Below are 20,797 nucleotides of genomic sequence, written 5' to 3'. Positions count from 1 at the left end.
GAAGGGAGGAATGCCACGCGAGGGGCAGCGATCGACGGCGGAGCCGGAAAGGGCTCCGAAACGGGAAAAGCCGCGCCTGCGGGCGTGCGTACGCCCGGGCGCGGCGAGGATTCCTGCGGGATTTTCCCGGAAGTCCAGGTGAGGTCGCGGCGCTTGCGGGCAGGCTCAGCGACAGAAGATGTCGGCCACGCTGTGCGCGGTCACACCAAGAAGCGCCAGCTCAATGGCGGCGCTCGCGGTCGTGGTGTGGTGTTGCGACATGCGGAGAACGATCGCCGATGATCGGACGGATTGTCAACGCGGAAAGCCCGGTCGGGTCAAGTCCCGGGAAAGACCCATGGGTTGGGCTTGCACTGGATTCCGTCGATGTCGAGGGACTTGGTCTGCTGCTGCATGATCGGGGCGAGCGCGCCGGGTGTCTTGCAGCTCACGTGCCCGTGTCCGAGCCGGTGGCCGACCTCGTGGTTGATGAGCATCTGGCGGTAGCTGAGCATCTGTTCGGGGCCGTACGTCGCGGAGCCCTGTGCCCAGCGGAACGCGTTGATCATCACGCGCTCGGTGGAGGCGGAATCGCAGGAGACGTTGTCGATGGTGGTGTCGAGCCCGGACTTGGCGCACCACTTCCCGGTGGTCCCGGGGCTGGCGAGGGTGATCACGAAGTCGGCCTCGCCGCCCGGCACCCGCTCGAAGGTCATCGCGCCGCCGTGGCCCCAGCTCCGGTCGTCGTTGAGGGTGCGGTGGACGGCCTCGGCGAACAGCGCCGGGTCCAGGCCGAGGCCCTGTTCGACGTCGACGCGGTAGCGCACGACCTTGCCCTTGCCGGGGGCCTTGGCGACGCCGGGCACCGTGTCGAAGGTTCCGGGGCCGGTGAGCTTCGCGTCGATCGGCAGCTGCTGGGCCATCTTCTGCTCGTACGTGAGCTCCGGCGCAGCCGAGATCGCGGGGGCGGCCGCGGCGGGCGCGTGGGCCGTCGGGCTGTTCGCGCCGTCGGCGGCATCGGCCGGGGCCTTGCCGGGGGCGGCGAGCGGGTCCGGCTTCGCGGCGTCGCCGTCCGAACTCAACTGGACGGCGACGACGACGGCGAGGGCGGTGGTGACGGCCGCGGCGGCCATGCCGGTGTACGTCCACGCCTTCCGGCCGCGGCCGGCGCCGGGGCGCTGGGCCTCGGTGGCGGCGGGCTCGACGGGTGTACGAGGTCCGGGCACGCGCACCTTGCGGTGCGAGCCGGTGGAGGTGACCGGGTCGGCCTCGGGCGCGGGCGCCGGAGCGGGCGCGGGCATCGGCGCGGGCGGCGCGAGGGTGACCTGCGGGAAGCCCACCGCGGGTGTGCCGAAGGCCGGGGTGTCGCTGTCGAGGAGGGCCGTCGGCGCGGCGGCGCGCGTGCGCGGCACCCCGCGCCAGTCCCCGTAGACGGGCGCCGGACCCGGGCCCGGGCCTGCCCCCCAGGCGCCGCCCTGCTCGTACTGCTGGGGGTGTCCGCCGGCCCGCGCGTCCTGGTGCGCGTACCCCTGGTGGGTGACGGTGGGTTCGGGCCGGCGCCGCCCGCCCGGTTCCCAGGCGTCGAACCCGTGCGCGAGGTCGTCGTACTCGTACTCGTAGCCGTACCCGGGCTGCGGCTGCGAGGGCGCCGGCGCGGGGGCCGGCGCCGGATCCGGCACCGGGGCAGGAGCGGAGGCCTTGCGACTATGTCGTCCCACGGTCCGTCCTCAGCCCTCGTCGTCTTCGGTGTCCCGGAGGAGCTCCCGGAAGGCGTCGGCCACCAGCCCGGGGTGCTCCATCATCGCCACGTGCCCGGCCTCGGGCAGCGTCAGCAGCCGCGAACCGCGGAAGGAAGCGGCCGCCCTGCGCGCCATACGGTACGAGACCAACTGGTCCTTGCCGCCGTAGACGAGCAGGGTCGGGGCGAGCACCCGCTCCGCCTGGCGCCACAGTCCGTGCTGCCCGCCGAGGGTGTAGGCGTCGACGATCCCGCGGGAGGACCTGGTCATGGCCTCCCAGAAGTACGGCAGCTGCATCCGCCGCTCCATCTCCGCGACGGCGTCCCGGAAGCCTTCGGGACTCACCCGTGAGGGGTCTCCGTAACAGAGGTCCGTCACTCCTCGGGTGCGCTGTTCGGCGCTCAGTCCCCGGGTGAGTCGACTGAAGAGGGCCGCCACTCCGGGTACGGCGAGGAGCGCTGTCGGAACGGCGCCCTTCTGCACGCGCAGCTCGGGCAGGGCGGGCGAGACCAGCGTCAGGGTGCGCACGAGGTCGGGCCGGACGGCCGCGACCCGGGTGGAGACGGCGCCGCCGAGGGAGTTCCCGAAGAGGTGCACCGGGCCGCGTCCGGCGGCGTCGAGGTGGCGGATGACGGCGCGGGCGAAGCCGGTCACGGAGTAGTCCCGGTCGGCGGGCGGCGGGGACCAGCCGAAGCCGGGGAGGTCGACGGCCTCGCCGTCGACGGTGTCCGCCAGCTGTCCCATGAGGGACGACCAGTTCTGCGAGGAACCGCCGAGTCCGTGGACGAACAGCGCGGGCGGCAGGTCCGTGCCCAGCGGGGGGCGCACCCGGAAGTTGAGCTCCAGGCCGGGTAGAACGACGGTCCGCGACCGCTCCCCTTCGGCCACCGGGGCGGCTCCCACCAGGGACGACGGCTCGGCGGTGGACCGTACGCCCGGCAGCTCCGTGGAAGACATGCGGGCAATGTTACGAGACGATCACGCTCGACCTCCTGTGTTCGCGGTCACAGAAGTGTGGCAATCCGCATAGCGGGGTATCCGCGATCCTCCTAGGCTCGTAGGTGAACCAAGGAAGCGAGGGGAGCGGGATGACTGTCGACCCTGCGGAACCGGACACCTTCCGGGAGGTCGAGTTCCCGGACGCGGAGGCACCCGAGGCGGACGTGGCGGAACAACTGGCCGAATTGCAGCCGGGCGAGGACGACCCGCTGGGCGGCGGGGAGCGGGGCGAGGCCGCCGACGGCGACGCCGCCGAGCAGGCGCGGGTGGTGCCGCTGGACGAGGACGACTACCGCTGAGCGGCCTCCGGCCGACCCGTCCCCGGCCTGGGACCGACCCCTGACCGACCGCTGACCAGCGCCTCCGACCGGTCCGTACCGCGAGAAAACTCGGCTTGAACCCTCCAGATTCGGTTACCGAAAAGTACGATGGCGGCGCGGCGCAGAGCGCACTGTGTTCATAGAGAAAGTGGGAGGCGGCGTGACAGCCATCGAGCAGACCGAGGCAGCGCGTCCGCGGGGCACGCGACTGCCGCGCCGAGCCCGGCGCAACCAGCTGCTGGGCGCGGCCCAGGAGGTTTTCGTCGCGCAGGGTTACCACGCGGCGGCGATGGACGACATCGCCGAGCGCGCCGGGGTGAGCAAGCCGGTGCTGTACCAGCACTTCCCGGGCAAGCTCGACCTCTATCTGGCGCTCCTCGACCAGCACTGCGAGTCGCTGCTGCTGGCCGTGCGCACCGCCCTCGCGTCGACGACGGACAACAAGCTGCGCGTGGCCGCGACGATGGACGCGTACTTCGCGTACGTGGAGGACGAGGGCGGCGCCTTCCGTCTGGTCTTCGAGTCCGACCTGACGAACGAGCCGGCGGTGCGCGAGCGCGTCGACCGGGTCTCGCTCCAGTGCGCCGAGGCCATCTCCGACGTGATCGCCGAGGACACCGGCCTGTCCAAGGACGAGTCGATGCTGCTCGCCGTGGGGCTGGGCGGGGTCTCGCAGGTCGTGGCGCGCTACTGGCTGTCCAGTGAGAGCCCGGTCGCCCGCGATACGGCGGTCGGCCTGCTGACCTCGCTCGCGTGGCGCGGCATCGCCGGCTTCCCGCTGCACGGCACCGAGGGCGCGGGAGCCTGACGGCTCCGACGGGGCTGACCGGCCGCTGTTCGCTGCGAGCGTGTCCGGTCAGCGCAGTCCGCGTCCCCTCTCCGGGCTAATGTGGACCGCGTACGGCGCGGCTGATCGCGCGAAACGGACCGTCGGAGGGACAAAGCCGTGGAGGTCAAGATCGGCGTGCAGCACGCACCCCGGGAGATCGTGCTGGAGAGCGACCTGAGCGCCGAGGAGCTGGAGCGCATCGTCGCCGCCGCGCTGTCCGGCACCGAGCCGCTGCTGAGCCTCAGCGACACGAAGGGCCGCAAGGTCCTGGTGCCGTCCGACCGCCTGTCGTACGTCGACCTGGGTGAGCCGACCGCGCGCAAGGTCGGTTTCGGGAACCTCTGAGGGGTATCCGGAGGCACGGAGAACTGAGCGAAACGGCCCGGTGGTTGATTCCATCGGGCCGTTTCCCTTTCTTCCGCTTCGGGTAGGACGGCAGTGACCCGGTTTGCCCCGACGTTTCGGAGGGACCCATGCTGCTGATGGAAGCGCTCGGCTCTGCTCTGCTGGGCCTCGCCCTTTCCGCGACAGCCGCGAGAGCGCTGGCGCAGCGGCTGCCCTCACGGAGGACCGTGCTGGTCAGCGGAGTGCTGGGGGCGCTCTTCGGGGCGTATCTGACGCACTTCGCGCTGGGCCCCGGGCACAACACGCTCACGGCGACCTTCGTCGGCGCGGTGCTCGTCTCGGCCGTGGTCCTGTCGCTGCTGCTCCGTCCGGCCTCAGGGCCCCGCAGGCAGTCCCACGGGACTCCGTTTTCGCTCCCGACGCGGGGCTGACGGCCGATCCCGTACGAAACCTCCTCCACGAGCCGGAGGCCCCGGTGCGCCGTGATGCGCGCCGGGGCCTCCGTCTCGTACGGGTACCGCTCAGGCGGCGAGCCCCAGGGCCGCCATGCGCTTGGTGTGGGCCTTGGTGATGCGGGTGAACATCTCGCCGACGGCCGCGAGGTCGAAGCCGGCCGCCATCCCGTCGACGCCGCCGACCAGCATGGTGGACAGCGCGTCGCGCTCGGCGACCACGCGCTGGGCCTGCGAGAGGGCCTCGCCCATCAGTCGGCGGGCCCACAGGGCCAGCCGGCCGCCGCAGCGCGGGTCGGCCTCGATCGCGGCGCGGACCTTCTCGACGGCGAAGTTGCCGTGGCCGGTGTCGTCGAGCACGCCGAGCACGAGCGCGCGGGTGTCGGTGTCCAGGTGGCTGGCGACCTCGCGGTAGAAGTCGCTGGCGATCGAGTCGCCGACGTACGCCTTGACCAGGCCTTCCAGCCAGTCCGAGGGCGCGGTCTGGCGGTGGAAGTCGTCGACGCCCTTCGCGAAGGGCTCCATGGCGGCGGTGGGCTCGACCTCGATGGCGGCGAGCCGGTCGCGCAGGCGCTCGAAGTGGTGGAACTCGGCGGAGGCCATGGCGGCGAGCTCGGCCTTGTCGTCGAGGGTGGGCGCGAGCTTCGCGTCCTCCGCGAGGCGCTCGAAGGCCGCGAGCTCGCCGTACGCGAGGGCGCCGAGCAGGTCCACGACGGCGGCCCGGTACTGCGGCGAGGCGGAGGCCGTCGCCCAGTCCTGGGCGGCGATGCCCACGGCTTCGGCGGGGGTGCTGTCGTCGGCGGGCGAGGCGTTTTCAACGGTCGACATGCTCCGCACAATAGCCCGCCGAAAGGCGCGCCAAGTCACCACACCTACTCACTGTCGGGACACCTAAACGCGTCGACCCGGTGAATTCACCCGACACACCTGCGCGAATCCGGGGTACAGTGGTAATGCGCTTGCCGAATACTCGGCGGCGCATCCGAATGAGGATGCCCGGTCGGTGGCCCGATCGGCTCCAACCGACCGCCCTCGGCGTGGTGAGTACGCACATGCGTACCGCCTCCAACGAGGGGCCCCCTCAGCGGCAGATGCGCTTGAGCGAAGGCCAGTGGTCCCGCGCAGCTTCGTACGTGGCAGTACTGCAAGCACGGCACGGTACGACCCCCCTCGCCGCCTCGCGCCGCGTCTCACAGAAGAGGCAGCACCCTGACTACGTTCCGAGACCTCGGGATCTATCCCGAGACGGCCGAGGCCCTTGAGGCCGTCGGCATCGTGTCCCCCTTCCCGATCCAGGAGATGACCCTCCCCGTCGCCCTTTCCGGCACGGACGTCATCGGCCAGGCCAAGACCGGTACCGGCAAGACGCTCGGTTTCGGCCTTCCGCTGCTGGAGCGGGTCGTCGTCCCCGCGGACGTCGAGGCCGGTCGGGCCAGGCCCGACCAGCTGACCGACGCCCCGCAGGCCCTCGTGGTGGTTCCGACCCGCGAGCTGTGCACCCAGGTCACCAACGACCTCCTGACCGCGGGCAAGGTCCGCAACGTCCGCGTCCTCGCCATATACGGCGGCCGCGCGTACGAGCCCCAGGTCGAGGCGCTCAAGAAGGGCGTCGACGTCATCGTCGGCACCCCGGGCCGCCTGCTGGACCTGGCCGGGCAGCGCAAGCTCGACCTGTCCCACGTCAAGGCCCTCGTCCTCGACGAGGCCGACGAGATGCTCGACCTGGGCTTCCTGCCCGACGTCGAGAAGATCATGAACCTGCTGCCCGCGCGGCGTCAGACGATGCTGTTCTCGGCGACCATGCCGGGCGCGGTCATCGGCCTGGCCCGCCGGTACATGTCGCAGCCGACGCACATCCGCGCCGTCTCCGAGGACGGCGAGGGCGCGACCGTCGCCAACATCGCGCAGCACGTCTTCCGCGCGCACAACATGGACAAGCCGGAGCTGGTCTCCCGCATCCTGCAGGCCGAGGGCCGCGGGCTGGCCATGATCTTCTGCCGTACCAAGCGCACGGCCGCGGACATCGCCGAGCAGCTGGAGAAGCGCGGCTTCGCCTCGGGCGCCGTCCACGGCGACCTGGGCCAGGGCGCTCGCGAGCAGGCGCTGCGCGCGTTCCGCAACGGCAAGGTCGACGTGCTGGTGTGCACCGACGTCGCCGCGCGCGGTATCGATGTCGAGGGTGTGACCCACGTCATCAACTACCAGACGCCGGAGGACGAGAAGACCTTCCTGCACCGCGTGGGCCGCACCGGCCGCGCGGGCAACAAGGGCACCGCCGTCACGCTGGTCGACTGGGACGACATCCCCCGCTGGCAGCTGATCAACAAGGCGCTGGACCTGAACTTCCACGACCCGGTCGAGACGTACTCCACGTCTCCGCACCTGTTCGAGGAACTGAACATCCCGGCCGGCACCAAGGGCATCCTGCCGCGCGCCGAGCGCACGCGGGCCGGCCTGAAGGCCGAGGAGCTGGAGGACCTGGGCGAGACCGGCGGCCGCGGTGGCCGTGGCGGTCGCGGCCCGGCCGCAGCCGCCGTCGTGACGGAGGAGCGCCCCGCGCGCACCCGTACGCCGCGCCAGCGCCGCCGTACCCGTGGTGGTGCGGAGGTCGGCGCCGAGGACGCGGCCGCCGCTCCCGTGGCCGAGGCCCCGCAGGCCCCGGCGGCTCCGGCCGCCGACGAGCCGCGCAGGCCGCGCCGCCGCCGTACCCGTGTGGGCACGGTGCCGGCCCAGGCCGTGGAGGCCGCTCCGGCCGCCCCGGTCGTCGAGGCGGCTCCGGTCGCCGCGGCCGCTCCGGTCGCCGCCGCCCCCGTGGCGGAGGAGGCTCCGGCCAGGCCGAAGCGCACCCGCACCCGCAAGGCCGTCGCCGAGGCCCCCGCGGCCGCCGTCGCCGAGGCCGCCGTGGCCGCCGTGGCCGAGGCTCCGGCCCCGGCTCCGGTCGCCGAGGAGGCTCCGGTCGCGCCGAGGCGCACGCGCAAGCCCACCCAGAGGTCGGTCATGGCCGACGTGGTCCCCGTGGTCGAGGAGGCCCCGGTCGCGCCGCGTCGTACCCGCCCCCGCAAGGTCGTTGCGGCCGCGCCCGAGCCGGACTTCCAGATGGCCCCGCCCGTGGAGCCGGCCCCGGCCCGCCGTACCCGCCCCCGCAAGACCGCCGAGGCCGCCCCGGCCGCCGCGGTGGTCGTCGCCGAGACCGCCGTCGTGGCGGAGGAGGCCCCGGCCAAGCCGAAGCGGACCCGTACCCGCAAGGCAGCGGCCGCTCCGGTCGCCACCGAGGCCGCCGCGCCGGCCGAGGAGGCTCCCGCCAAGCCGAAGCGCACGCGCACCCGCAAGGTCGCGGCCGCGCCGGAGGCGTAGGCACCCGGTTCCCGTACCGCACCGTCGGCCCCGGTCCCCTTTCGAGGGGGCCGGGGCCGACGGCGTACCCGGGCCCCCTCCGCCCCCTACGGGCCGGTAACCTCGGGCCATGAGCAAGCCGCCGCGCCTCACCCTGCCGTCCGTCGCCCGTGGGCGCCTCCTCCCCACCGCACGCGGCCCGTTCGCCGTGCACGAGGCCGGTGAGCCCGTCCGAGGCACCGCCCTGCTGGTCCCCGGGTTCACGGGGAGCAAGGAGGACTTCGTCGGGCTCCTGGAGCCGCTGGCCGCCGCGGGGTACCGGGTCGTCGCCGTCGACGGGCGCGGCCAGCACGAGACTCCCGGCCCGCGCGAGGAGGCCCCGTACGCCCTGGAGGAGCTGGCGCAGGACGTCCTGGCACAGGCGGCGGCGCTGGGAGCGGGGCCGGTGCACCTGGTCGGGCACTCGCTGGGCGGGCTGATCTCGCGCGCGGCGGTGCTGCGCGACCCGTCGGCGTTCGCCTCGCTGACCTTGATGAGCAGCGGGCCGGCCGCGATCGCGGAGGAGCAGCAGGCGCGTACGAAGCTGCTCGTCGCCGCCCTCGAGGCGATGGGCGACACTGCGCCCGATCACTACATGCCAGGCATCTGGGCGGCGATGCGGGCCCAGGATCCCGAGGACGCGGTCGCCGACTCCCCCGAACTGGCGGAGTTCCTGCGCGCGCGGTGGCTGGCCACGGTCCCCGAGCAGCTGATCGTCACCGGCCGGGTGCTGATCTCCGAGCCCGACCGGGTGGACGAGCTGAGCCGGACCGGGCTGCCGAAGCTGGTCGTGTCCGGCGAGGTCGACTACGCCTGGCCGGTCCCGCTGATGGACGAGATGGCGCGGCGACTGGGTGCGCGGCGGGTGGTCGTCCCGGGTGCGGAGCATTCCCCCAATGCGGAGAATCCGCAGGTCACAGCGGGTGCGCTGAGCTCGTTCTGGGACTCGCACACCACTAGTCCTTAGTCAGTGAAAAAATTTCCTTAGCGTAGGGAATGATTGCGGCTTACTCTTCGTTAACACCTTTGCAAGGAGACACCGACGAAGGGAGAAGCCCCGTGCGCTTCGAGATTCTGCGCCTGGACGACGTCGACGGGACCGCCGTGGACAGCACCGTCGTGGACGCGTCCTCCGTCAACCGGATCGTGCAGCAGGCCGCGGCCGTCGGCCAGCGCATTCTGATCCGACCGGCCGAGAGCGCGTCCAACTGACGCTTCGCGCGATACGTTCACGCCCCCGCACCGATCACGGTGCGGGGGCGTTCGCATCTGCGCGGATCCTCGGCTCAGGCGCCGTGGACCACCTGGAGCACGCCGTTGATGATCTGCTGGACGGCGATCGCGGAGAGCATCATGCCGGCGAGGCGCGTCACGAGGACCACGCCGCCGTCCTTGATGACCCGGATGATCACCAGCGAGTAGCGCATCGTCAGCCACAGCACGACGTGCATGGCGGCGATCGCGGTCCAGACGGAGAGCTGCCCGCCGAACCCGTCGGCCTTCTGCACGGCGAGGATCACGGACACGATCGCACCGGGCCCGGCGAGCAGCGGCATGCCCAGCGGGACGAGGGCCACGTTCACGTCCTTGGTCTGCTTCGGCTCGTCGGTCTTGCCGGTGAGCAGGTCCAGGGCGATGAGCAGGAGCAGCAGGCCGCCGGCGATCATCAGCGCCGGGACGGAGACGTGCAGGTAGTCCAGGATCTGCTGGCCGCAGAGGCCGAACACGGCGATGACGCCGAAGGCCACGCAGACCGCCTGCCAGGCCATGCGGCGCTGCACCTTGGCGGGACGCCCGGAGGTCAGGGCGAGGAAGATCGGAGTGATCCCCGGGGGGTCCATAATCACGAAAAGCGTGAGAAATAGGGATCCGAAGACGGCGAAATCAAACACAGTGATGCCTTGCAGGTGAGGGGTGTCGCGAAAGGGGGGTATCGCGCAGAAGAGCGGAAAGGAGGACGGGAGGGGTGGAGCGGGCAGGCCGGAAGGCCCGTCCGTCAGCGCTCGCGTCCGCCGGCGCCGGGCACCGGGAAGGCCCCGGTCGCACGGCGCGTGATCTCGCCGTAGATCTCGGGGTCGGTCGTGTACTCCCCGAGCCGGCAGGTCTTGCGGCTGCCGTGGTAGTCGCTGGAGCCGGTGGTCAGCAGTCCCAGGTCCGCCGCGAGGCCGCGCAGCCGGGCGCGGGTGTCGGCGTCGTGGTCCATGTGGTCCACCTCGATGCCGTCCAGGCCCGCGGCCGCCAGCTCGGCGATCGCGGCCTCGGGCACGCACTGGCCGCGCTTGACGGCGAGGGGGTGTGCGAAGACGGTGACCCCGCCGGCCGCCTTGACCAGGCGGATGGCGTCGAAGGGGTCGAGCTCGTGCTTCTCGGCGTACGCGCGGCCGCCGTCGGCCAGCCAGTCGGGCGTGAAGGCGTCCGACACGGTGGGCACGACGCCCAGCTCGACGAGGGCGGTGGCGATGTGCGGCCGTCCGACCGAGCCGTCACCGGCGATGCGGGCCACCTGCTCCCAGGTGACGTCCACGCCGAGGTCCTGGAGCTTGCCGACCATGGCCTGCGCGCGGGGGGTCCGGTCGTCCCGGACGAGCTCGCGCTCACGGGCGAGGTCGGGCTCCTCGGGGTCGAAGAGGTACGCGAGCATGTGCATCCCGACCCCGTCGAGGCGGCAGGACAGTTCGGCGCCCGTGACCAGCGTCAGCCCGGCCGGCACCGCGGCGACGGCCTCGGCGTACCCGCCCACGGTGTCGTGGTCGGTCAGCGCGACCACGTCGAGCCCCGCTGCGGCGGCATTGCGCACCAGCTCGGCGGGGGTGTCCGTACCGTCGGAAGCCGTGGAGTGGGCGTGCAGGTCGATGCGCACAGCCGGGCTCCAGGGTTCGTACGGACGGGGGGACACTCCAGGATAACCGGGCCGAAGGTCGCCTCTGGTCCAGACCTCCTGGGGCCTGTCGTCACACTCCCGCCGCGGGGCGGGCGGGAGTGTGACGACACACCTAGGCCGGCCCCAGGATGCGGGGGCTCAGGGCCCCGCACGGAAGGAGCTCGACCTCCGCTCCCGCGTCGCGGAGGTCGGTGAGGACGAGCTCGTCGTACATGAGGAGGCCGGTCTGTTCCGGCCACACGATCGCCCACAACCACAGGCCCCGCGCCTCGCCCGCGAAGACGGCCCGGTCGTCGGGGGCCTTGCTCAGGTGCCACAGCGGGGTGGGGCGGCCCGCGGCCACGACCTTGGCGTGGGGCGGCGCCGATACGTCGATGTGCGCGCCGGGGTCGGGCCCGTCGATGCCGGCGTACCGGGCGCCGAGGCCCACTCCGAGTTCCTCCGCGACCAGGACCAGTTCGCCGATGCCGCCCAACGGGCCGGGCCCCGAGCAGGCCACGGCCGTCGCCCGGCCCCCGCTGCGGTCGTCACCGGCGGAGGCGACCCCGGTGAACAGCCACCCCACCGGCAGCGGCCAGGGCATCCACACCGGCACCTTGGCCCGGTGCACCACGACGCCCAGGGCCTCCACGCTGGGCGGGATGACCGGTTGCAGGGGGTGGACGGTGCCGTGCACGGCGCACTGCCAGGAGTCGGAGAAGAGTCCGGGCGCCCTGACCCGGCCACCGCACTTCGGGCAACTCGGTTCACCCCTCATAAGAAGCCACGCTCCTCCCCGCCCGCCCGCCAGTCAAGGCCGGCTCACCCATCCGGGCCGTCGGGGCGGGGTCAGTCCAGGGCGACCGCGCTGCGCAACGGGTCGCGCAGGTCGGTGCCGCGGGCGAGCCAGCGCTCCTGGAGGGCCGCGGCGCCGTGGACGCGCTTCCAGGCGGCCTCGTTCGCCGTCATCGGCAGCAGCGGCAGGAAGCGGACCGGCTCCATGGGTTCGTCGAGCTCCAGGTCCTCCACCAGGCCCCCGGGTTCGGCCACGAGCACGGAGCTGAAGGCGGCCCCGTCCCAGAGCGGTTCGCCCACGTCGAGCGAGGCGCCGGGGGCCACGATCAGACCCTCGACCTGGGGGGAGGCCGCCAGCACGGCGAGCGGCCGGAGCAGTTTGTCGGTGGGCGCGAGTCCCGCTCGTACGGTCAGCACGAGCTCGGCGCGCGGCCCGCGTACGGGGTCGGCGACCATGTCGGTCGGATCGGTCATCGGGTTCGCGGACATCCCGAGGGTCGCGTACCGCACGAGGTCTCCCTCGGCGAAGCGGAGCACCTCGATGCGGTCGGTACCCAGGAAGGTGACGGCGGCACGGGCGTCGGGTTCACCGAACGCGGTGCGCAGCCGGGCCTCGACGAGGGCCAGAATTTCTGCCATGGAGCGAGCATAGAACTCGTATCAGCCGGGTAAAGGGCGGGTCTTGACCATCAGTCGGCTGATAGTGTTGACAGCTGGTTCGGGCCGCACGCAGAAGCGTTGTTTCAAGGCCCTGGACGACAGGACGTCCTCCACGGAGGACCGGCCGGAGGAGGTGGGGCTGCGATGGACCGAAGTCGATCGTGCAGTACCAATCGCTCTTCCGCTTCCCTGACGCTCTGAATCAGTAGAAGAGCGACGGCAGAACGTCTTTGTCCTCCCGTCCTGTTCCTTCCGCCTGCCCGGGCCCACCCGCCCGCGCCCCCGGAAGGTCTCCCACCCGTACGGTCCGCAGCCGTGCGCGAGAAGGAGCCTGCCATGTCGATGCTGCCCTACCTGCGTGCGGCCGTCCGTCCGTCGCTGCGCAAGTCCACCCCCGTCCAGCCGGGCTACGACACCACGCGCGACCCCTCCGCCAGTAGCGCGGTCGTCGACTGCGCCGTCTACCGCGACGGCCGGCGCGTCCAGGGAACGACCTGTCTGACGCCCCGTGAGGCCATCCGCCGGGTCCGCGAGGACGGCGGTTTCGCCTGGATCGGCCTGCACGAGCCGACCGAGGCCGAGTTCGCGGGGATCGCCGCCACGTTCGGGCTGCACCCGCTGGCCGTGGAGGACGCGGTGCACGCGCACCAGCGGCCGAAGCTGGAGCGGTACGACGACACCCTCTTCACCGTCTTCAAGACGATCCACTACGTGGAGCACGCCGAACTGACCGCCACCAGCGAGGTGGTGGAGACCGGCGAGGTGATGTGCTTCACCGGCCCCGACTTCGTCATCACGGTCCGGCACGGCGGCCAGGGCTCCCTCAAGGGGCTGCGCCACCGCCTCCAGGACGACCCGGACCTGCTCGCCAAGGGCCCCTCCTCCGTCCTGCACTCCATCGCCGACCACGTGGTCGACGGGTACATCGCGGTCGCGGCCGCCGTGCAGGACGACATCGACGAGGTGGAGAGCGCCGTCTTCGCCGCCCCCGCCAAGGGCGTCACCCGCGGCGGCGACGCGGGCCGCATCTACCAGCTCAAGCGCGAGGTACTGGAGTTCAAGCGGGCGGTGTCGCCGCTGCTGCGACCCATGGAGCTGCTCAGCGAGCGCCCGATGCGGCTGGTCGACCCGGACATCCAGAAGTACTTCCGCGACGTCGCCGACCACCTCGCCCGCGTGCACGAGCAGGTCGTCGGTTTCGACGAGCTGCTGAACTCGATCCTCCAGGCCAACCTCGCACAGGCGACCGTCGCCCAGAACGAGGACATGCGCAAGATCACCTCGTGGGCGGCGATCATCGCCGTGCCCACCATGATCTGCGGGGTGTACGGGATGAATTTCGACCACATGCCCGAACTCCACTGGAAGTACGGCTACCCGGTGGTGATGGCCGCCATCGTCGCCAGCTGCTTCACCATCCACCGAGCCCTGCACCGGCACGGTTGGCTGTGAAATTCTGACGATCATGAAAAAGAATCAGTTGGGGCGACTCATCGGTGGCCTCTTCGGTCTGGCCTTCATCCAGGCCAACGCGGGCGCCCTGCCACAAGCACTGGGCGCGCCCATCCGAGTGATCGCCGTCGTCGCCTTCCTCGGCCTCTTCCTGTCCATACGCCGCGCCACCACCGAGCCCGCGCCCAGGGCGGCCTTCGGCCGGAACTACCGGTACGTGGTGGCCGCCGAGGTGATCGCCGGCCTCGGCGGGGCCGCGGTCATCACCAACGTGCTGGACGAGCCGCGGGCGACGGTGGGCTGGATCGCCCTGGTCGTCGGCGTCCACTTCTTCGCACTGGCCTCCGTCTGGAGCATGCCGCCGCTGCGGATCCTCGCCGCGGGGATGTCCGTGTGCGGGGCGGCGGGAATGGCGCTGGCGATCGGCGGCGCGAGCGCCTCGACGGTGGCTGCCGTCTCCGGGGTCGCCCCGGGCGTACTGCTGCTCGCCGCCGCCTGGCGGGGCTACTCCCGCGCGGCCGTGGCCGTGTGACCTCCCCTACTCTGTGCGCATGACTCTCAGCACGCTCGACCTGGCCCTCGTCGAGGAGGCCACCAAGAAGTCCGGCCTGATCTGGGTCCGCGGCGCCGGAGCGGACCGTGCCCTGTGGCACGCCTGGGTGGACGGCGCAGCGCACGTGCTGGGCGACGGGCCCGGCGAGCAGCCCTTCCCCGCCCTGGCCGACGGCGCGACGGCCGAGGTGACGGTGCGGAGCAAGGACAAGGGCGGGCGGCTGGTCGCCTGGACCGCGACCGTGCGGGAACTGGCACCCCGCGGCGAGGAGTGGGCGGCGGCGGTCGCGGAGCTCAAGGGCAAGCGGCTGAACGCGCCGGACTCCGAGGACATGACGGAGCGGTGGGCGCGGGAGTGCCGGCTGCTGCGGCTGGAGCCGCAGACCGTCGGCGCCCTGCCGGACGGCTCCCTGGCCGCGGCGCCCCTGGCCTCGCCGGCCATCACCCGCCGCCCGATCCCGGCCCACCTCCCGAAGCTCCTCCTGAAGCGTCGCAAGCCCCGCCCGTAGGCTCCGCCGGGCCGGGGTGCCGCTGCGCGGAGCCGGTCCCCCACCCGCCCTTCCACCGTTCCCCGGGCTCCGCCCGGACCCCGCGCCTCACACGCCGGCGGGGCTGGGATTGCCCCGCGCCTCGAATGCCGGACGGGCTGGAGTTGCCGAGCCCGGCGTGCACCCGCGGGCCGACAGGGGCACATCCAGCCCCCGGGGGGGCTACGGGTTCGTGGGGTTCGCCCCCTGCCCCGCGCCCTTCGACGGAGTCGGCGCCGCGGAGCCGCCCGTCGCCTGGTCCTTCGTGGTCGGCAGCTGCGTGCCGTAGTCCACCGTCTGGTCCTGGGCCGGCGGGTCCAGCGGGAACGTCTTGCCCCACTCCGCGAGCTCCACCCGGCCCGCACCGCCCGCGCGTTCCATGAGCAAGGGGTACGGGGTCCCCTCCAGGGACACCGAGAGCTTGCCGCCCTTGCCGTCCGCCGCCGTGACCTGCACGGCCTTGGTGTGGCCGACCTTGGTGTAGGAGCCCTTGGCGAGCTTGCCCTCCAGCCCGAGCAGCCCGTCCAGCAGGACATGCATGTCGGTGAAGCCGCGGAACTGCTTGTACGTGGGGTCGCTCTCCGGCACCTTCACGTACTTGTCGCCGAGTTTGCCCGCCGAGTCGGACTGCCCCCAGAACGCCGCGCTCGCCTTCAGGTACAGCTGCTCCCCCACCCGCAACAGCTGGAAGGTGTCGTCCTTCGACTTCACCTCGCCGGAACCGCCGTCCGACTTCAGCCGCATGTCGAGGGTGAAGGACTTGCCGCCGCTCACCAGCGTGCCGGACAGGTGCACCGAGTCCGCGCCCGTGGCGGCCGCCTTCGCCTTCTCCTCGATCTTGTCCGCGGACAGCTTGCCGACCCCGTTCGTCCCCTCGTCCGGGTCCGAGCCGCAGCCCGTACCGGTGACGGCGAGTCCCGCGCACAGGGCACCGATGAACGCGGCCCGGCGCAGGCGCGCGGCAGGGAAGTAGGCGGTCACGGGCAGGTGCCTCTCGTCGTGCGGGCGTGCGAAGCGTGCGGGCGTGCGGCTCGGCTGTGAGCAGCAGGCAGCGTACCTGGCGCCGCACCGCCCGCCACGACCGCGCCCCGGCAACCGGCACCGCACCGCCGCGGTACCCGCGCGGACCGCCCCACCAGGACGCTTGCACGGGGCACGGGCTAGCCTGAGGGGCGGCAGGACTGTTGACGGACGCGTCTGGAGGCGCTCGGATGGCTGGTGGCGCCCCGCGGATCTTCGTCTCGCATCTGTCGGGTGTGCCCGTCTTCGACCCCAACGGCGACCAGGTGGGCCGGGTCCGCGACCTCGTGGCGATGCTGCGCGTCGGCGGACGGCCGCCGCGCCTGCTGGGCCTGGTGGTCGAGGTGGTCAGCCGGCGCCGGATCTTCCTGCCGATGACCCGCGTCACGGGCGTGGAGTCCGGCCAGGTGATCACGACCGGTGTCGTCAACATGCGCCGCTTCGAACAGCGCCCCACCGAGCGGCTGATCCTCGGCGAGCTGCTGGACCGCCGGGTGACGCTGACCGCGACCGGCGAGGAGGTCACGGTCCTGGACGTGGCCATCCAGCAGCTGCCCGCCCGCCGGGACTGGGAGATCGACAGGATCTTCGTACGCAAGGGCAAGGTCGGTGCGCTGCGCCGGCGCGGTGAGACGCTGACGGTGGAGTGGTCCGCGGTGACGGGCTTCTCGCTGGAGGAGCACGGGCAGGGCGCCGAGAACCTGGTCGCCACGTTCGAGCAGATGCGCCCGGCCGACGTGGCGAACGTCCTGCACCACCTGACGCCGAAGCGGCGCGCCGAGGTGGCCAACGCCCTCGACGACGACCGGCTCGCGGACGTCATGGAGGAGCTCCCCGAGGACGAGCAGGTGGAGATCCTCGGCAAGCTGAAGGAGGAGCGCGCCGCCGACGTCCTGGAGGCGATGGACCCGGACGACGCGGCCGACCTGCTGTCCGAGCTGCCGGAGGACGACAAGGAGCGGCTGCTGACGCTGATGCAGCCGGACGACGCGGCCGACGTGCGGCGCCTGCTGTCGTACGAGGAGAACACGGCCGGCGGTCTGATGACGACGGAGCCGATCGTGCTGCGCCCGGACGCGACGGTCGCGGACGCGCTGGCCCGCGTACGCCAGTCGGACCTGTCGCCGGCGCTGGCGGCGCAGGTGTACGTGTGCCGGCCGCCGGACGAGACGCCGACGGGCAAGTACCTGGGCACGGTGCACTTCCAGCGGCTGCTGCGCGATCCTCCGTTCACGCTGGTGAGCTCGATCGTGGACACGGACCTGCCGCCGCTGCGTCCGGACGCCTCGCTGCCGGTGGTGACCAGCTACCTGGCCGCGTACAACATGGTGGCGGTGCCAGTGGTCGACGAGAGCGGTTCGCTGCTGGGCGCGGTGACGGTGGACGACGTACTGGACCACCTGCTGCCGGACGACTGGCGCGAGAAGGACTTCCACTCCGAGGAGGTCGTGGGTGGCCACTGAACGGGGGCGCGGCGAGAAGGAGCAGGCGCGCGAGCGACGCCGTGAGCAGATCCGCGAGCGGCGCGAGCGGGCGCGCGCCCAGGCGCGCGAGCTCGGGCTGACCGTGGAGTCGGGCGAGCGGGCGGAACGTTCCGCCTTCGAGCGGGGCGAGCGGGCGAAGGCGGCCTCGGCGACCGGTTCGAGCGCGCTCACGCGGTCGCGGGTCCGGCTCGACGTACCGCGGCCTTCGCGGCGCCGGCTGTTGCCGGAGTACGACCCGGAGGCCTTCGGGCGGCTGTCGGAGCGGGTGGCGCGGTTCCTCGGCACGGGCCGCTTCATCGTCTGGATGACCCTGGTCATCATCGTGTGGGTGCTGTGGAACATCTTCGCGCCGGACCACCTGCGGTTCGACGAGTACCCGTTCATCTTCCTGACGCTGATGCTGTCGCTCCAGGCCTCGTACGCGGCTCCGCTGATCCTGCTCGCGCAGAACCGGCAGGACGACCGGGACCGGGTCAACCTGGAGCAGGACCGCAAGCAGAACGAGCGCTCCATCGCCGACACCGAGTACCTGACGCGGGAGATCGCGGCCCTGCGGATGGGTCTGGGCGAGGTCGCGACGCGCGACTGGATCCGGTCCGAGTTCCAGGACCTGATCAAGGAGATGGACGAGCGTCGGCTATTCCCGCGGGAACGTGACGAAGGCGACCGCTGACGGGCTTTCCCGAGCCCTGCTACCGAGCCGTACCATCGGGGCATGGCTACCGACACAAGCTCCGCCGCCGACGCCGCCGTGCCCGAGCAGGACGCGATCCTGGACGCGCTGGCGACGGTGAACGACCCCGAGATCCACCGGCCGATCACCGAACTCGGCATGGTGAAATCGGTGGAGATCGGCGACGGCGGCGCGGTCGCCGTCACCGTCTACCTGACCGTGTCGGGCTGTCCCATGCGCGAGACCATCACGCAGCTGGTCACCGAGGCCGTCGCGAAGGTCGCGGGCGTGACCTCCGTCGCGGTCACCCTCGACGTGATGAGCGACGAGCAGCGCAAGGAGCTGGCGGCCACGCTGCGCGGCGGCACCGCCGAGCGCGAGGTGCCCTTCGCCAAGCCGGGCTCGCTGACCCGTGTGTACGCGGTCGCGTCCGGCAAGGGCGGCGTGGGCAAGTCCTCGGTCACCGTCAACCTGGCCGCCGCGATGGCGGCGTACGGTCTGAAGGTCGGCGTGGTCGACGCGGACATCTACGGCCACAGCGTGCCGCGCATGCTGGGCGTGGACGGCAAGCCCACCCAGGTCGAGAACATGATCATGCCGCCGTCCGCGAACGGCGTGAAGGTCATCTCCATCGGCATGTTCACCCCGGGCAACGCGCCGGTGGTGTGGCGCGGCCCGATGCTGCACCGCGCGCTCCAGCAGTTCCTCGCGGACGTGTTCTGGGGCGACCTGGACGTGCTGCTGCTGGACCTCCCGCCGGGTACGGGCGACATCGCCATCTCGGTGGCCCAGCTGGTCCCGAACGCCGAGATCCTCGTGGTCACCACCCCGCAGCAGGCCGCGGCCGAGGTCGCGGAGCGGGCCGGCTCGATCGCCGTACAGACCCACCAGAAGATCGTCGGCGTGGTCGAGAACATGTCGGGCCTGCCGTGCCCGCACTGCGACGAGATGGTCGACGTGTTCGGCTCGGGCGGCGGCCAGAAGGTGGCCGACGGTCTGACGAAGACGGTCGGCGCGACCGTCCCGGTGCTCGGCTCCATCCCGATCGACGTGCGCCTGCGCGAGGGCGGCGACGAGGGCAAGCCGGTCGTCCTGGCCGACCCGGACTCCCCGGCCGGCGCGGCCCTGCGCGCGATCGCCGGCAAACTGGGCGGCCGAGCCCGAGGCCTCTCGGGCATGTCCCTGGGCATCACCCCGAAGAACAAGTTCTGACGGCGGTTCGTGGGCAGTCGTTCCGCTGGGGCGAGGGGGGTCCCCCTGCTCGAGCGGAGCCGAGAGCTTGGGGGAGGGTGGGCACAACCCGACCACCGGCCCGCACGGGCCGCGCAGCGAAAAGGGCACCGCCGACCAGCGGTGCCCTTTCCCGTACCCGTGACCCGGACTACTCGTATGCGCCGAGGTCCGAGATCACCGAGAACCCGAGCCCGTACGCGCTCATCCCCCGCCCGTACGCCCCGAGGTGCACACCGCCCCGCGTGGACCCGGCGAGGACCCACCCGAACTCGGACTCACGGTAGTGAAACGGCGTCGGCTCCCCGTCCACCGGCAGGGACAGCGTCGACCAGTCCTCGCCGTCCAGGTCGTCGGCGAGCTCCCACGCGGCCTCGGTCTGCTGGTCGAGCCAGTCGTTGCGCAGGGCGTGGTCCATCTGGCCCGGCCAGCTGTAGGCCAGCAGCCCGGAGCCGGCCAGCCAGGCCGCCGAGGAGACCGAGGTGGCCTCCAGGACGCCGGTGCCGTCTCCGCTGCGGCGCAGCGGGTTGCTCGCGACGGTGACGACCACCGCGAAGCGCTCCTTCTCGCCGGTGGCGATCTCGCCCCGCGCGGACGGCTCGTCGCCGTGGCCGGTGGAGCCGTGCTCCACGGTGCCGTCGGCGCCGGTTCCGACCTGCATGAGCCAGCGGGGGCCCGTGAAGGCCCCGTCCAGCCCGTACCAGGGGAACTCGGCCCTCAGATAGCCCTCGACGGTCCGGCGGGCCGCCGGGACGGGCGCGGCGCCCTCCTGCGGCTGCTGCGGCTGCTGCGCCTGTTGCGGGGCGTTCTGCGGATCCTGCGCGGGTTCGGCGGCGGGGGCGGGCGCGGTGGCCTCGGGGGCTTGCGCACCTACCCGGCTACTGCTCGTCGTCTCCATGGGGCGGCCTCTCGTTCCGTGGGGTCCGGAACGGCCCGCCCCCCTCGGGCGTCCTACATCCGGACAGATGGAGGATAGCCACCGGACCCGGGATCGGCGGGCAAGCGCAGCCCCTACGTGGCGTCGGCGTCGAAGCGGGCGCGCTGTTCGGCGGCCGGGGAGGCGGGCTTCTTCAGCAGGTCGGGGCCGGTGCCGGCGGGCGTGGCGGAGGCTCCGGTCGAGGCGGGGGCCGCGTCGGCCTCCTTGCTGTTGACGGCGTCGGTGACGTCGTTCAGCTCCTTGCGGAGGTCGAAGCTGCTGCGGATCTCCTTGAGGTCCTCGTTCTCCGTGAGCTGCTTGCGGATGAAGGTCTTCGGGTTCAGGTCCTCGAACTCGAAGTCCTTGAACTCCGGGCCGAGCTCGGAGCGGATGTCCTGCTTGGCGCTGTCGGAGAACGCGCGGATCTTCCGGATGACCCCGGAGACGTCCTGGATCACCTTGGGCAGCTTGTCCGGGCCGAAGACCAGGATCGCGAGCACCACGATCGTGACGAGTTCGAGTGCGCCTATGTCGTTGAACACCCTGCCGCTCCTCGGTCTCTCTCACTGCGGGCCCGCACACACGGTACCCGC

24 protein-coding genes are annotated in these 20,797 nt (G+C 72.2%); 13 read left to right on the top strand and 11 right to left on the bottom strand.

Features of this window, described 5'->3' with window-relative positions:
- Window positions 1-165: 165 nt before the first annotated feature.
- The 3 genes from ACFYZL_RS03865 to ACFYZL_RS03855 are packed head-to-tail and all read right to left on the bottom strand — an operon-like array spanning window position 166 to window position 2,675.
- Window positions 166-261 (bottom strand): Ms4533A family Cys-rich leader peptide, encoded by a 96-nt coding sequence (locus ACFYZL_RS03865; protein WP_329379517.1) that lies wholly within the window; start codon window positions 259-261, stop codon window positions 166-168.
- 56 nt (window positions 262-317) lie between these two features.
- Entirely contained in the window at window positions 318-1,697 is a 1,380-nt protein-coding gene (locus ACFYZL_RS03860) for a DUF3152 domain-containing protein (RefSeq protein WP_388675682.1), read from the bottom strand.
- Window positions 1,698-1,706: 9 nt separating this feature from the next.
- Entirely contained in the window at window positions 1,707-2,675 is a 969-nt protein-coding gene (locus tag ACFYZL_RS03855) for an alpha/beta fold hydrolase (RefSeq protein ID WP_388675679.1), read from the bottom strand.
- Between the two features lie 131 nt (window positions 2,676-2,806).
- Here ACFYZL_RS03855 and ACFYZL_RS03850 point away from each other — a divergent pair, with 131 nt between their 5' ends.
- The 4 genes from ACFYZL_RS03850 (at window position 2,807) to ACFYZL_RS03835 (ending at window position 4,642) form a co-directional block, all read left to right on the top strand.
- Window positions 2,807-3,016, top strand: a complete 210-nt coding sequence (locus tag ACFYZL_RS03850; protein WP_384757370.1) for a hypothetical protein — start codon at window positions 2,807-2,809, stop codon at window positions 3,014-3,016.
- Between the two features lie 181 nt (window positions 3,017-3,197).
- Entirely contained in the window at window positions 3,198-3,845 is a 648-nt protein-coding gene (locus ACFYZL_RS03845; protein WP_384757368.1) for a TetR/AcrR family transcriptional regulator, read from the top strand.
- A gap of 138 nt (window positions 3,846-3,983) precedes the next feature.
- Complete coding sequence (locus ACFYZL_RS03840; protein ID WP_376662072.1) at window positions 3,984-4,211, top strand: DUF3107 domain-containing protein; 228 nt, start codon at window positions 3,984-3,986, stop codon at window positions 4,209-4,211.
- A 128-nt stretch (window positions 4,212-4,339) separates the two neighbouring features.
- On the top strand, window positions 4,340-4,642 hold the full coding sequence (locus tag ACFYZL_RS03835) for a hypothetical protein (protein ID WP_384757365.1): 303 nt from the start codon (window positions 4,340-4,342) through the stop codon (window positions 4,640-4,642).
- Between the two features lie 90 nt (window positions 4,643-4,732).
- Here the strand turns inward: ACFYZL_RS03835 and ACFYZL_RS03830 are convergent, their stop codons facing one another.
- Complete coding sequence (locus ACFYZL_RS03830) at window positions 4,733-5,491, bottom strand: ferritin-like fold-containing protein (protein WP_384594087.1); 759 nt, start codon at window positions 5,489-5,491, stop codon at window positions 4,733-4,735.
- Between the two features lie 447 nt (window positions 5,492-5,938).
- Between ACFYZL_RS03830 and ACFYZL_RS03825 the strand changes: the two genes are divergently transcribed.
- The 3 genes from ACFYZL_RS03825 (at window position 5,939) to ACFYZL_RS03815 (ending at window position 9,247) form a co-directional block, all read left to right on the top strand.
- Window positions 5,939-8,017, top strand: coding sequence for a DEAD/DEAH box helicase (locus ACFYZL_RS03825; protein WP_388675673.1), 2,079 nt, complete (start codon window positions 5,939-5,941; stop codon window positions 8,015-8,017).
- Window positions 8,018-8,126: 109 nt separating this feature from the next.
- Window positions 8,127-9,002: an alpha/beta fold hydrolase gene (locus tag ACFYZL_RS03820; protein WP_388675670.1), complete on the top strand. Its 876-nt coding sequence runs from the start codon at window positions 8,127-8,129 to the stop codon at window positions 9,000-9,002.
- 92 nt (window positions 9,003-9,094) lie between these two features.
- Window positions 9,095-9,247 carry a hypothetical protein gene (locus ACFYZL_RS03815; protein WP_365165459.1) on the top strand — a complete coding sequence of 51 codons (153 nt, stop codon included), beginning with the start codon at window positions 9,095-9,097 and terminating at the stop codon, window positions 9,245-9,247.
- A 74-nt stretch (window positions 9,248-9,321) separates the two neighbouring features.
- Here the strand turns inward: ACFYZL_RS03815 and ACFYZL_RS03810 are convergent, their stop codons facing one another.
- The 4 genes from ACFYZL_RS03810 to ACFYZL_RS03795 all read right to left on the bottom strand — a co-directional run bounded on the left by ACFYZL_RS03810 (window position 9,322) and on the right by ACFYZL_RS03795 (window position 12,329).
- On the bottom strand, window positions 9,322-9,927 hold the full coding sequence (locus ACFYZL_RS03810; RefSeq protein WP_384594078.1) for a MarC family protein: 606 nt from the start codon (window positions 9,925-9,927) through the stop codon (window positions 9,322-9,324).
- A 104-nt stretch (window positions 9,928-10,031) separates the two neighbouring features.
- Window positions 10,032-10,895, bottom strand: a complete 864-nt coding sequence (locus ACFYZL_RS03805; RefSeq protein ID WP_384759138.1) for a PHP domain-containing protein — start codon at window positions 10,893-10,895, stop codon at window positions 10,032-10,034.
- A 133-nt stretch (window positions 10,896-11,028) separates the two neighbouring features.
- Complete coding sequence (locus ACFYZL_RS03800; RefSeq protein WP_384753867.1) at window positions 11,029-11,673, bottom strand: DUF6758 family protein; 645 nt, start codon at window positions 11,671-11,673, stop codon at window positions 11,029-11,031.
- Between the two features lie 71 nt (window positions 11,674-11,744).
- On the bottom strand, window positions 11,745-12,329 hold the full coding sequence (locus tag ACFYZL_RS03795) for a suppressor of fused domain protein (RefSeq protein WP_384753870.1): 585 nt from the start codon (window positions 12,327-12,329) through the stop codon (window positions 11,745-11,747).
- A gap of 357 nt (window positions 12,330-12,686) precedes the next feature.
- Here ACFYZL_RS03795 and ACFYZL_RS03790 point away from each other — a divergent pair, with 357 nt between their 5' ends.
- The 3 genes from ACFYZL_RS03790 to ACFYZL_RS03780 are packed head-to-tail and all read left to right on the top strand — an operon-like array spanning window position 12,687 to window position 14,863.
- Window positions 12,687-13,802 (top strand): magnesium and cobalt transport protein CorA, encoded by a 1,116-nt coding sequence (locus tag ACFYZL_RS03790; protein WP_384753873.1) that lies wholly within the window; start codon window positions 12,687-12,689, stop codon window positions 13,800-13,802.
- 13 nt (window positions 13,803-13,815) lie between these two features.
- Complete coding sequence (locus tag ACFYZL_RS03785; protein WP_384753876.1) at window positions 13,816-14,334, top strand: hypothetical protein; 519 nt, start codon at window positions 13,816-13,818, stop codon at window positions 14,332-14,334.
- Between the two features lie 19 nt (window positions 14,335-14,353).
- Entirely contained in the window at window positions 14,354-14,863 is a 510-nt protein-coding gene (locus ACFYZL_RS03780) for a hypothetical protein (protein ID WP_384753879.1), read from the top strand.
- Window positions 14,864-15,064: 201 nt separating this feature from the next.
- On the opposite strand, the gene ACFYZL_RS03775 is transcribed toward ACFYZL_RS03780, so the two are convergent.
- Window positions 15,065-15,862 (bottom strand): hypothetical protein, encoded by a 798-nt coding sequence (locus tag ACFYZL_RS03775; protein ID WP_384753882.1) that lies wholly within the window; start codon window positions 15,860-15,862, stop codon window positions 15,065-15,067.
- Between the two features lie 230 nt (window positions 15,863-16,092).
- Between ACFYZL_RS03775 and ACFYZL_RS03770 the strand changes: the two genes are divergently transcribed.
- From ACFYZL_RS03770 to ACFYZL_RS03760, 3 genes are all read left to right on the top strand, one after another.
- Window positions 16,093-17,364, top strand: coding sequence for a magnesium transporter MgtE N-terminal domain-containing protein (locus ACFYZL_RS03770; RefSeq protein WP_384753885.1), 1,272 nt, complete (start codon window positions 16,093-16,095; stop codon window positions 17,362-17,364).
- A gap of 103 nt (window positions 17,365-17,467) precedes the next feature.
- The gene (locus ACFYZL_RS03765; RefSeq protein ID WP_384753913.1) at window positions 17,468-18,058 is read left to right on the top strand and encodes a DUF1003 domain-containing protein; all 591 of its coding nucleotides are present in this window, start codon (window positions 17,468-17,470) and stop codon (window positions 18,056-18,058) included.
- Between the two features lie 42 nt (window positions 18,059-18,100).
- Window positions 18,101-19,270: an Mrp/NBP35 family ATP-binding protein gene (locus ACFYZL_RS03760; protein WP_388675662.1), complete on the top strand. Its 1,170-nt coding sequence runs from the start codon at window positions 18,101-18,103 to the stop codon at window positions 19,268-19,270.
- A 169-nt stretch (window positions 19,271-19,439) separates the two neighbouring features.
- On the opposite strand, the gene ACFYZL_RS03755 is transcribed toward ACFYZL_RS03760, so the two are convergent.
- Both ACFYZL_RS03755 and ACFYZL_RS03750 read right to left on the bottom strand, forming a co-directional pair.
- A complete protein-coding gene (locus tag ACFYZL_RS03755; RefSeq protein WP_384753891.1) occupies window positions 19,440-20,186 on the bottom strand; it encodes a hypothetical protein in 747 nt (248 codons plus the stop codon).
- Between the two features lie 113 nt (window positions 20,187-20,299).
- On the bottom strand, window positions 20,300-20,746 hold the full coding sequence (locus ACFYZL_RS03750) for a sec-independent translocase (protein ID WP_384753893.1): 447 nt from the start codon (window positions 20,744-20,746) through the stop codon (window positions 20,300-20,302).
- Between the last annotated feature and the right edge of the window lie 51 nt (window positions 20,747-20,797).

The organism is Streptomyces sp. NPDC001717 (genome assembly GCF_042892775.1).
Classification (GTDB): domain Bacteria; phylum Actinomycetota; class Actinomycetes; order Streptomycetales; family Streptomycetaceae; genus Streptomyces.
Note: the sequence above shows the minus strand (reverse complement) of the source record. Positions and strands in the feature narration are given on the sequence as shown.

What these genes read in the sequence shown, in the direction of transcription:
- ACFYZL_RS03820 (WP_388675670.1), top strand. Translation starts at nt 8,127, where the DNA reads ATGAGCAAGCCGCCGCGCCTCACCCTGCCGTCCGTCGCCCGTGGGCGC.
- ACFYZL_RS03790 (WP_384753873.1), top strand. Translation starts at nt 12,687, where the DNA reads ATGTCGATGCTGCCCTACCTGCGTGCGGCCGTCCGTCCGTCGCTGCGC.
- ACFYZL_RS03780 (WP_384753879.1), top strand. Translation starts at nt 14,354, where the DNA reads ATGACTCTCAGCACGCTCGACCTGGCCCTCGTCGAGGAGGCCACCAAG.
- ACFYZL_RS03830 (WP_384594087.1), bottom strand. Translation starts at nt 5,491, where the DNA reads ATGTCGACCGTTGAAAACGCCTCGCCCGCCGACGACAGCACCCCCGCC.
- ACFYZL_RS03800 (WP_384753867.1), bottom strand. Translation starts at nt 11,673, where the DNA reads ATGAGGGGTGAACCGAGTTGCCCGAAGTGCGGTGGCCGGGTCAGGGCG.
- ACFYZL_RS03755 (WP_384753891.1), bottom strand. Translation starts at nt 20,186, where the DNA reads ATGGAGACGACGAGCAGTAGCCGGGTAGGTGCGCAAGCCCCCGAGGCC.
- ACFYZL_RS03865 (WP_329379517.1), bottom strand. Translation starts at nt 261, where the DNA reads ATGTCGCAACACCACACCACGACCGCGAGCGCCGCCATTGAGCTGGCG.
- ACFYZL_RS03785 (WP_384753876.1), top strand. Translation starts at nt 13,816, where the DNA reads ATGAAAAAGAATCAGTTGGGGCGACTCATCGGTGGCCTCTTCGGTCTG.
- ACFYZL_RS03770 (WP_384753885.1), top strand. Translation starts at nt 16,093, where the DNA reads ATGGCTGGTGGCGCCCCGCGGATCTTCGTCTCGCATCTGTCGGGTGTG.
- ACFYZL_RS03760 (WP_388675662.1), top strand. Translation starts at nt 18,101, where the DNA reads ATGGCTACCGACACAAGCTCCGCCGCCGACGCCGCCGTGCCCGAGCAG.
- ACFYZL_RS03855 (WP_388675679.1), bottom strand. Translation starts at nt 2,675, where the DNA reads ATGTCTTCCACGGAGCTGCCGGGCGTACGGTCCACCGCCGAGCCGTCG.
- ACFYZL_RS03795 (WP_384753870.1), bottom strand. Translation starts at nt 12,329, where the DNA reads ATGGCAGAAATTCTGGCCCTCGTCGAGGCCCGGCTGCGCACCGCGTTC.
- ACFYZL_RS03850 (WP_384757370.1), top strand. Translation starts at nt 2,807, where the DNA reads ATGACTGTCGACCCTGCGGAACCGGACACCTTCCGGGAGGTCGAGTTC.
- ACFYZL_RS03835 (WP_384757365.1), top strand. Translation starts at nt 4,340, where the DNA reads ATGCTGCTGATGGAAGCGCTCGGCTCTGCTCTGCTGGGCCTCGCCCTT.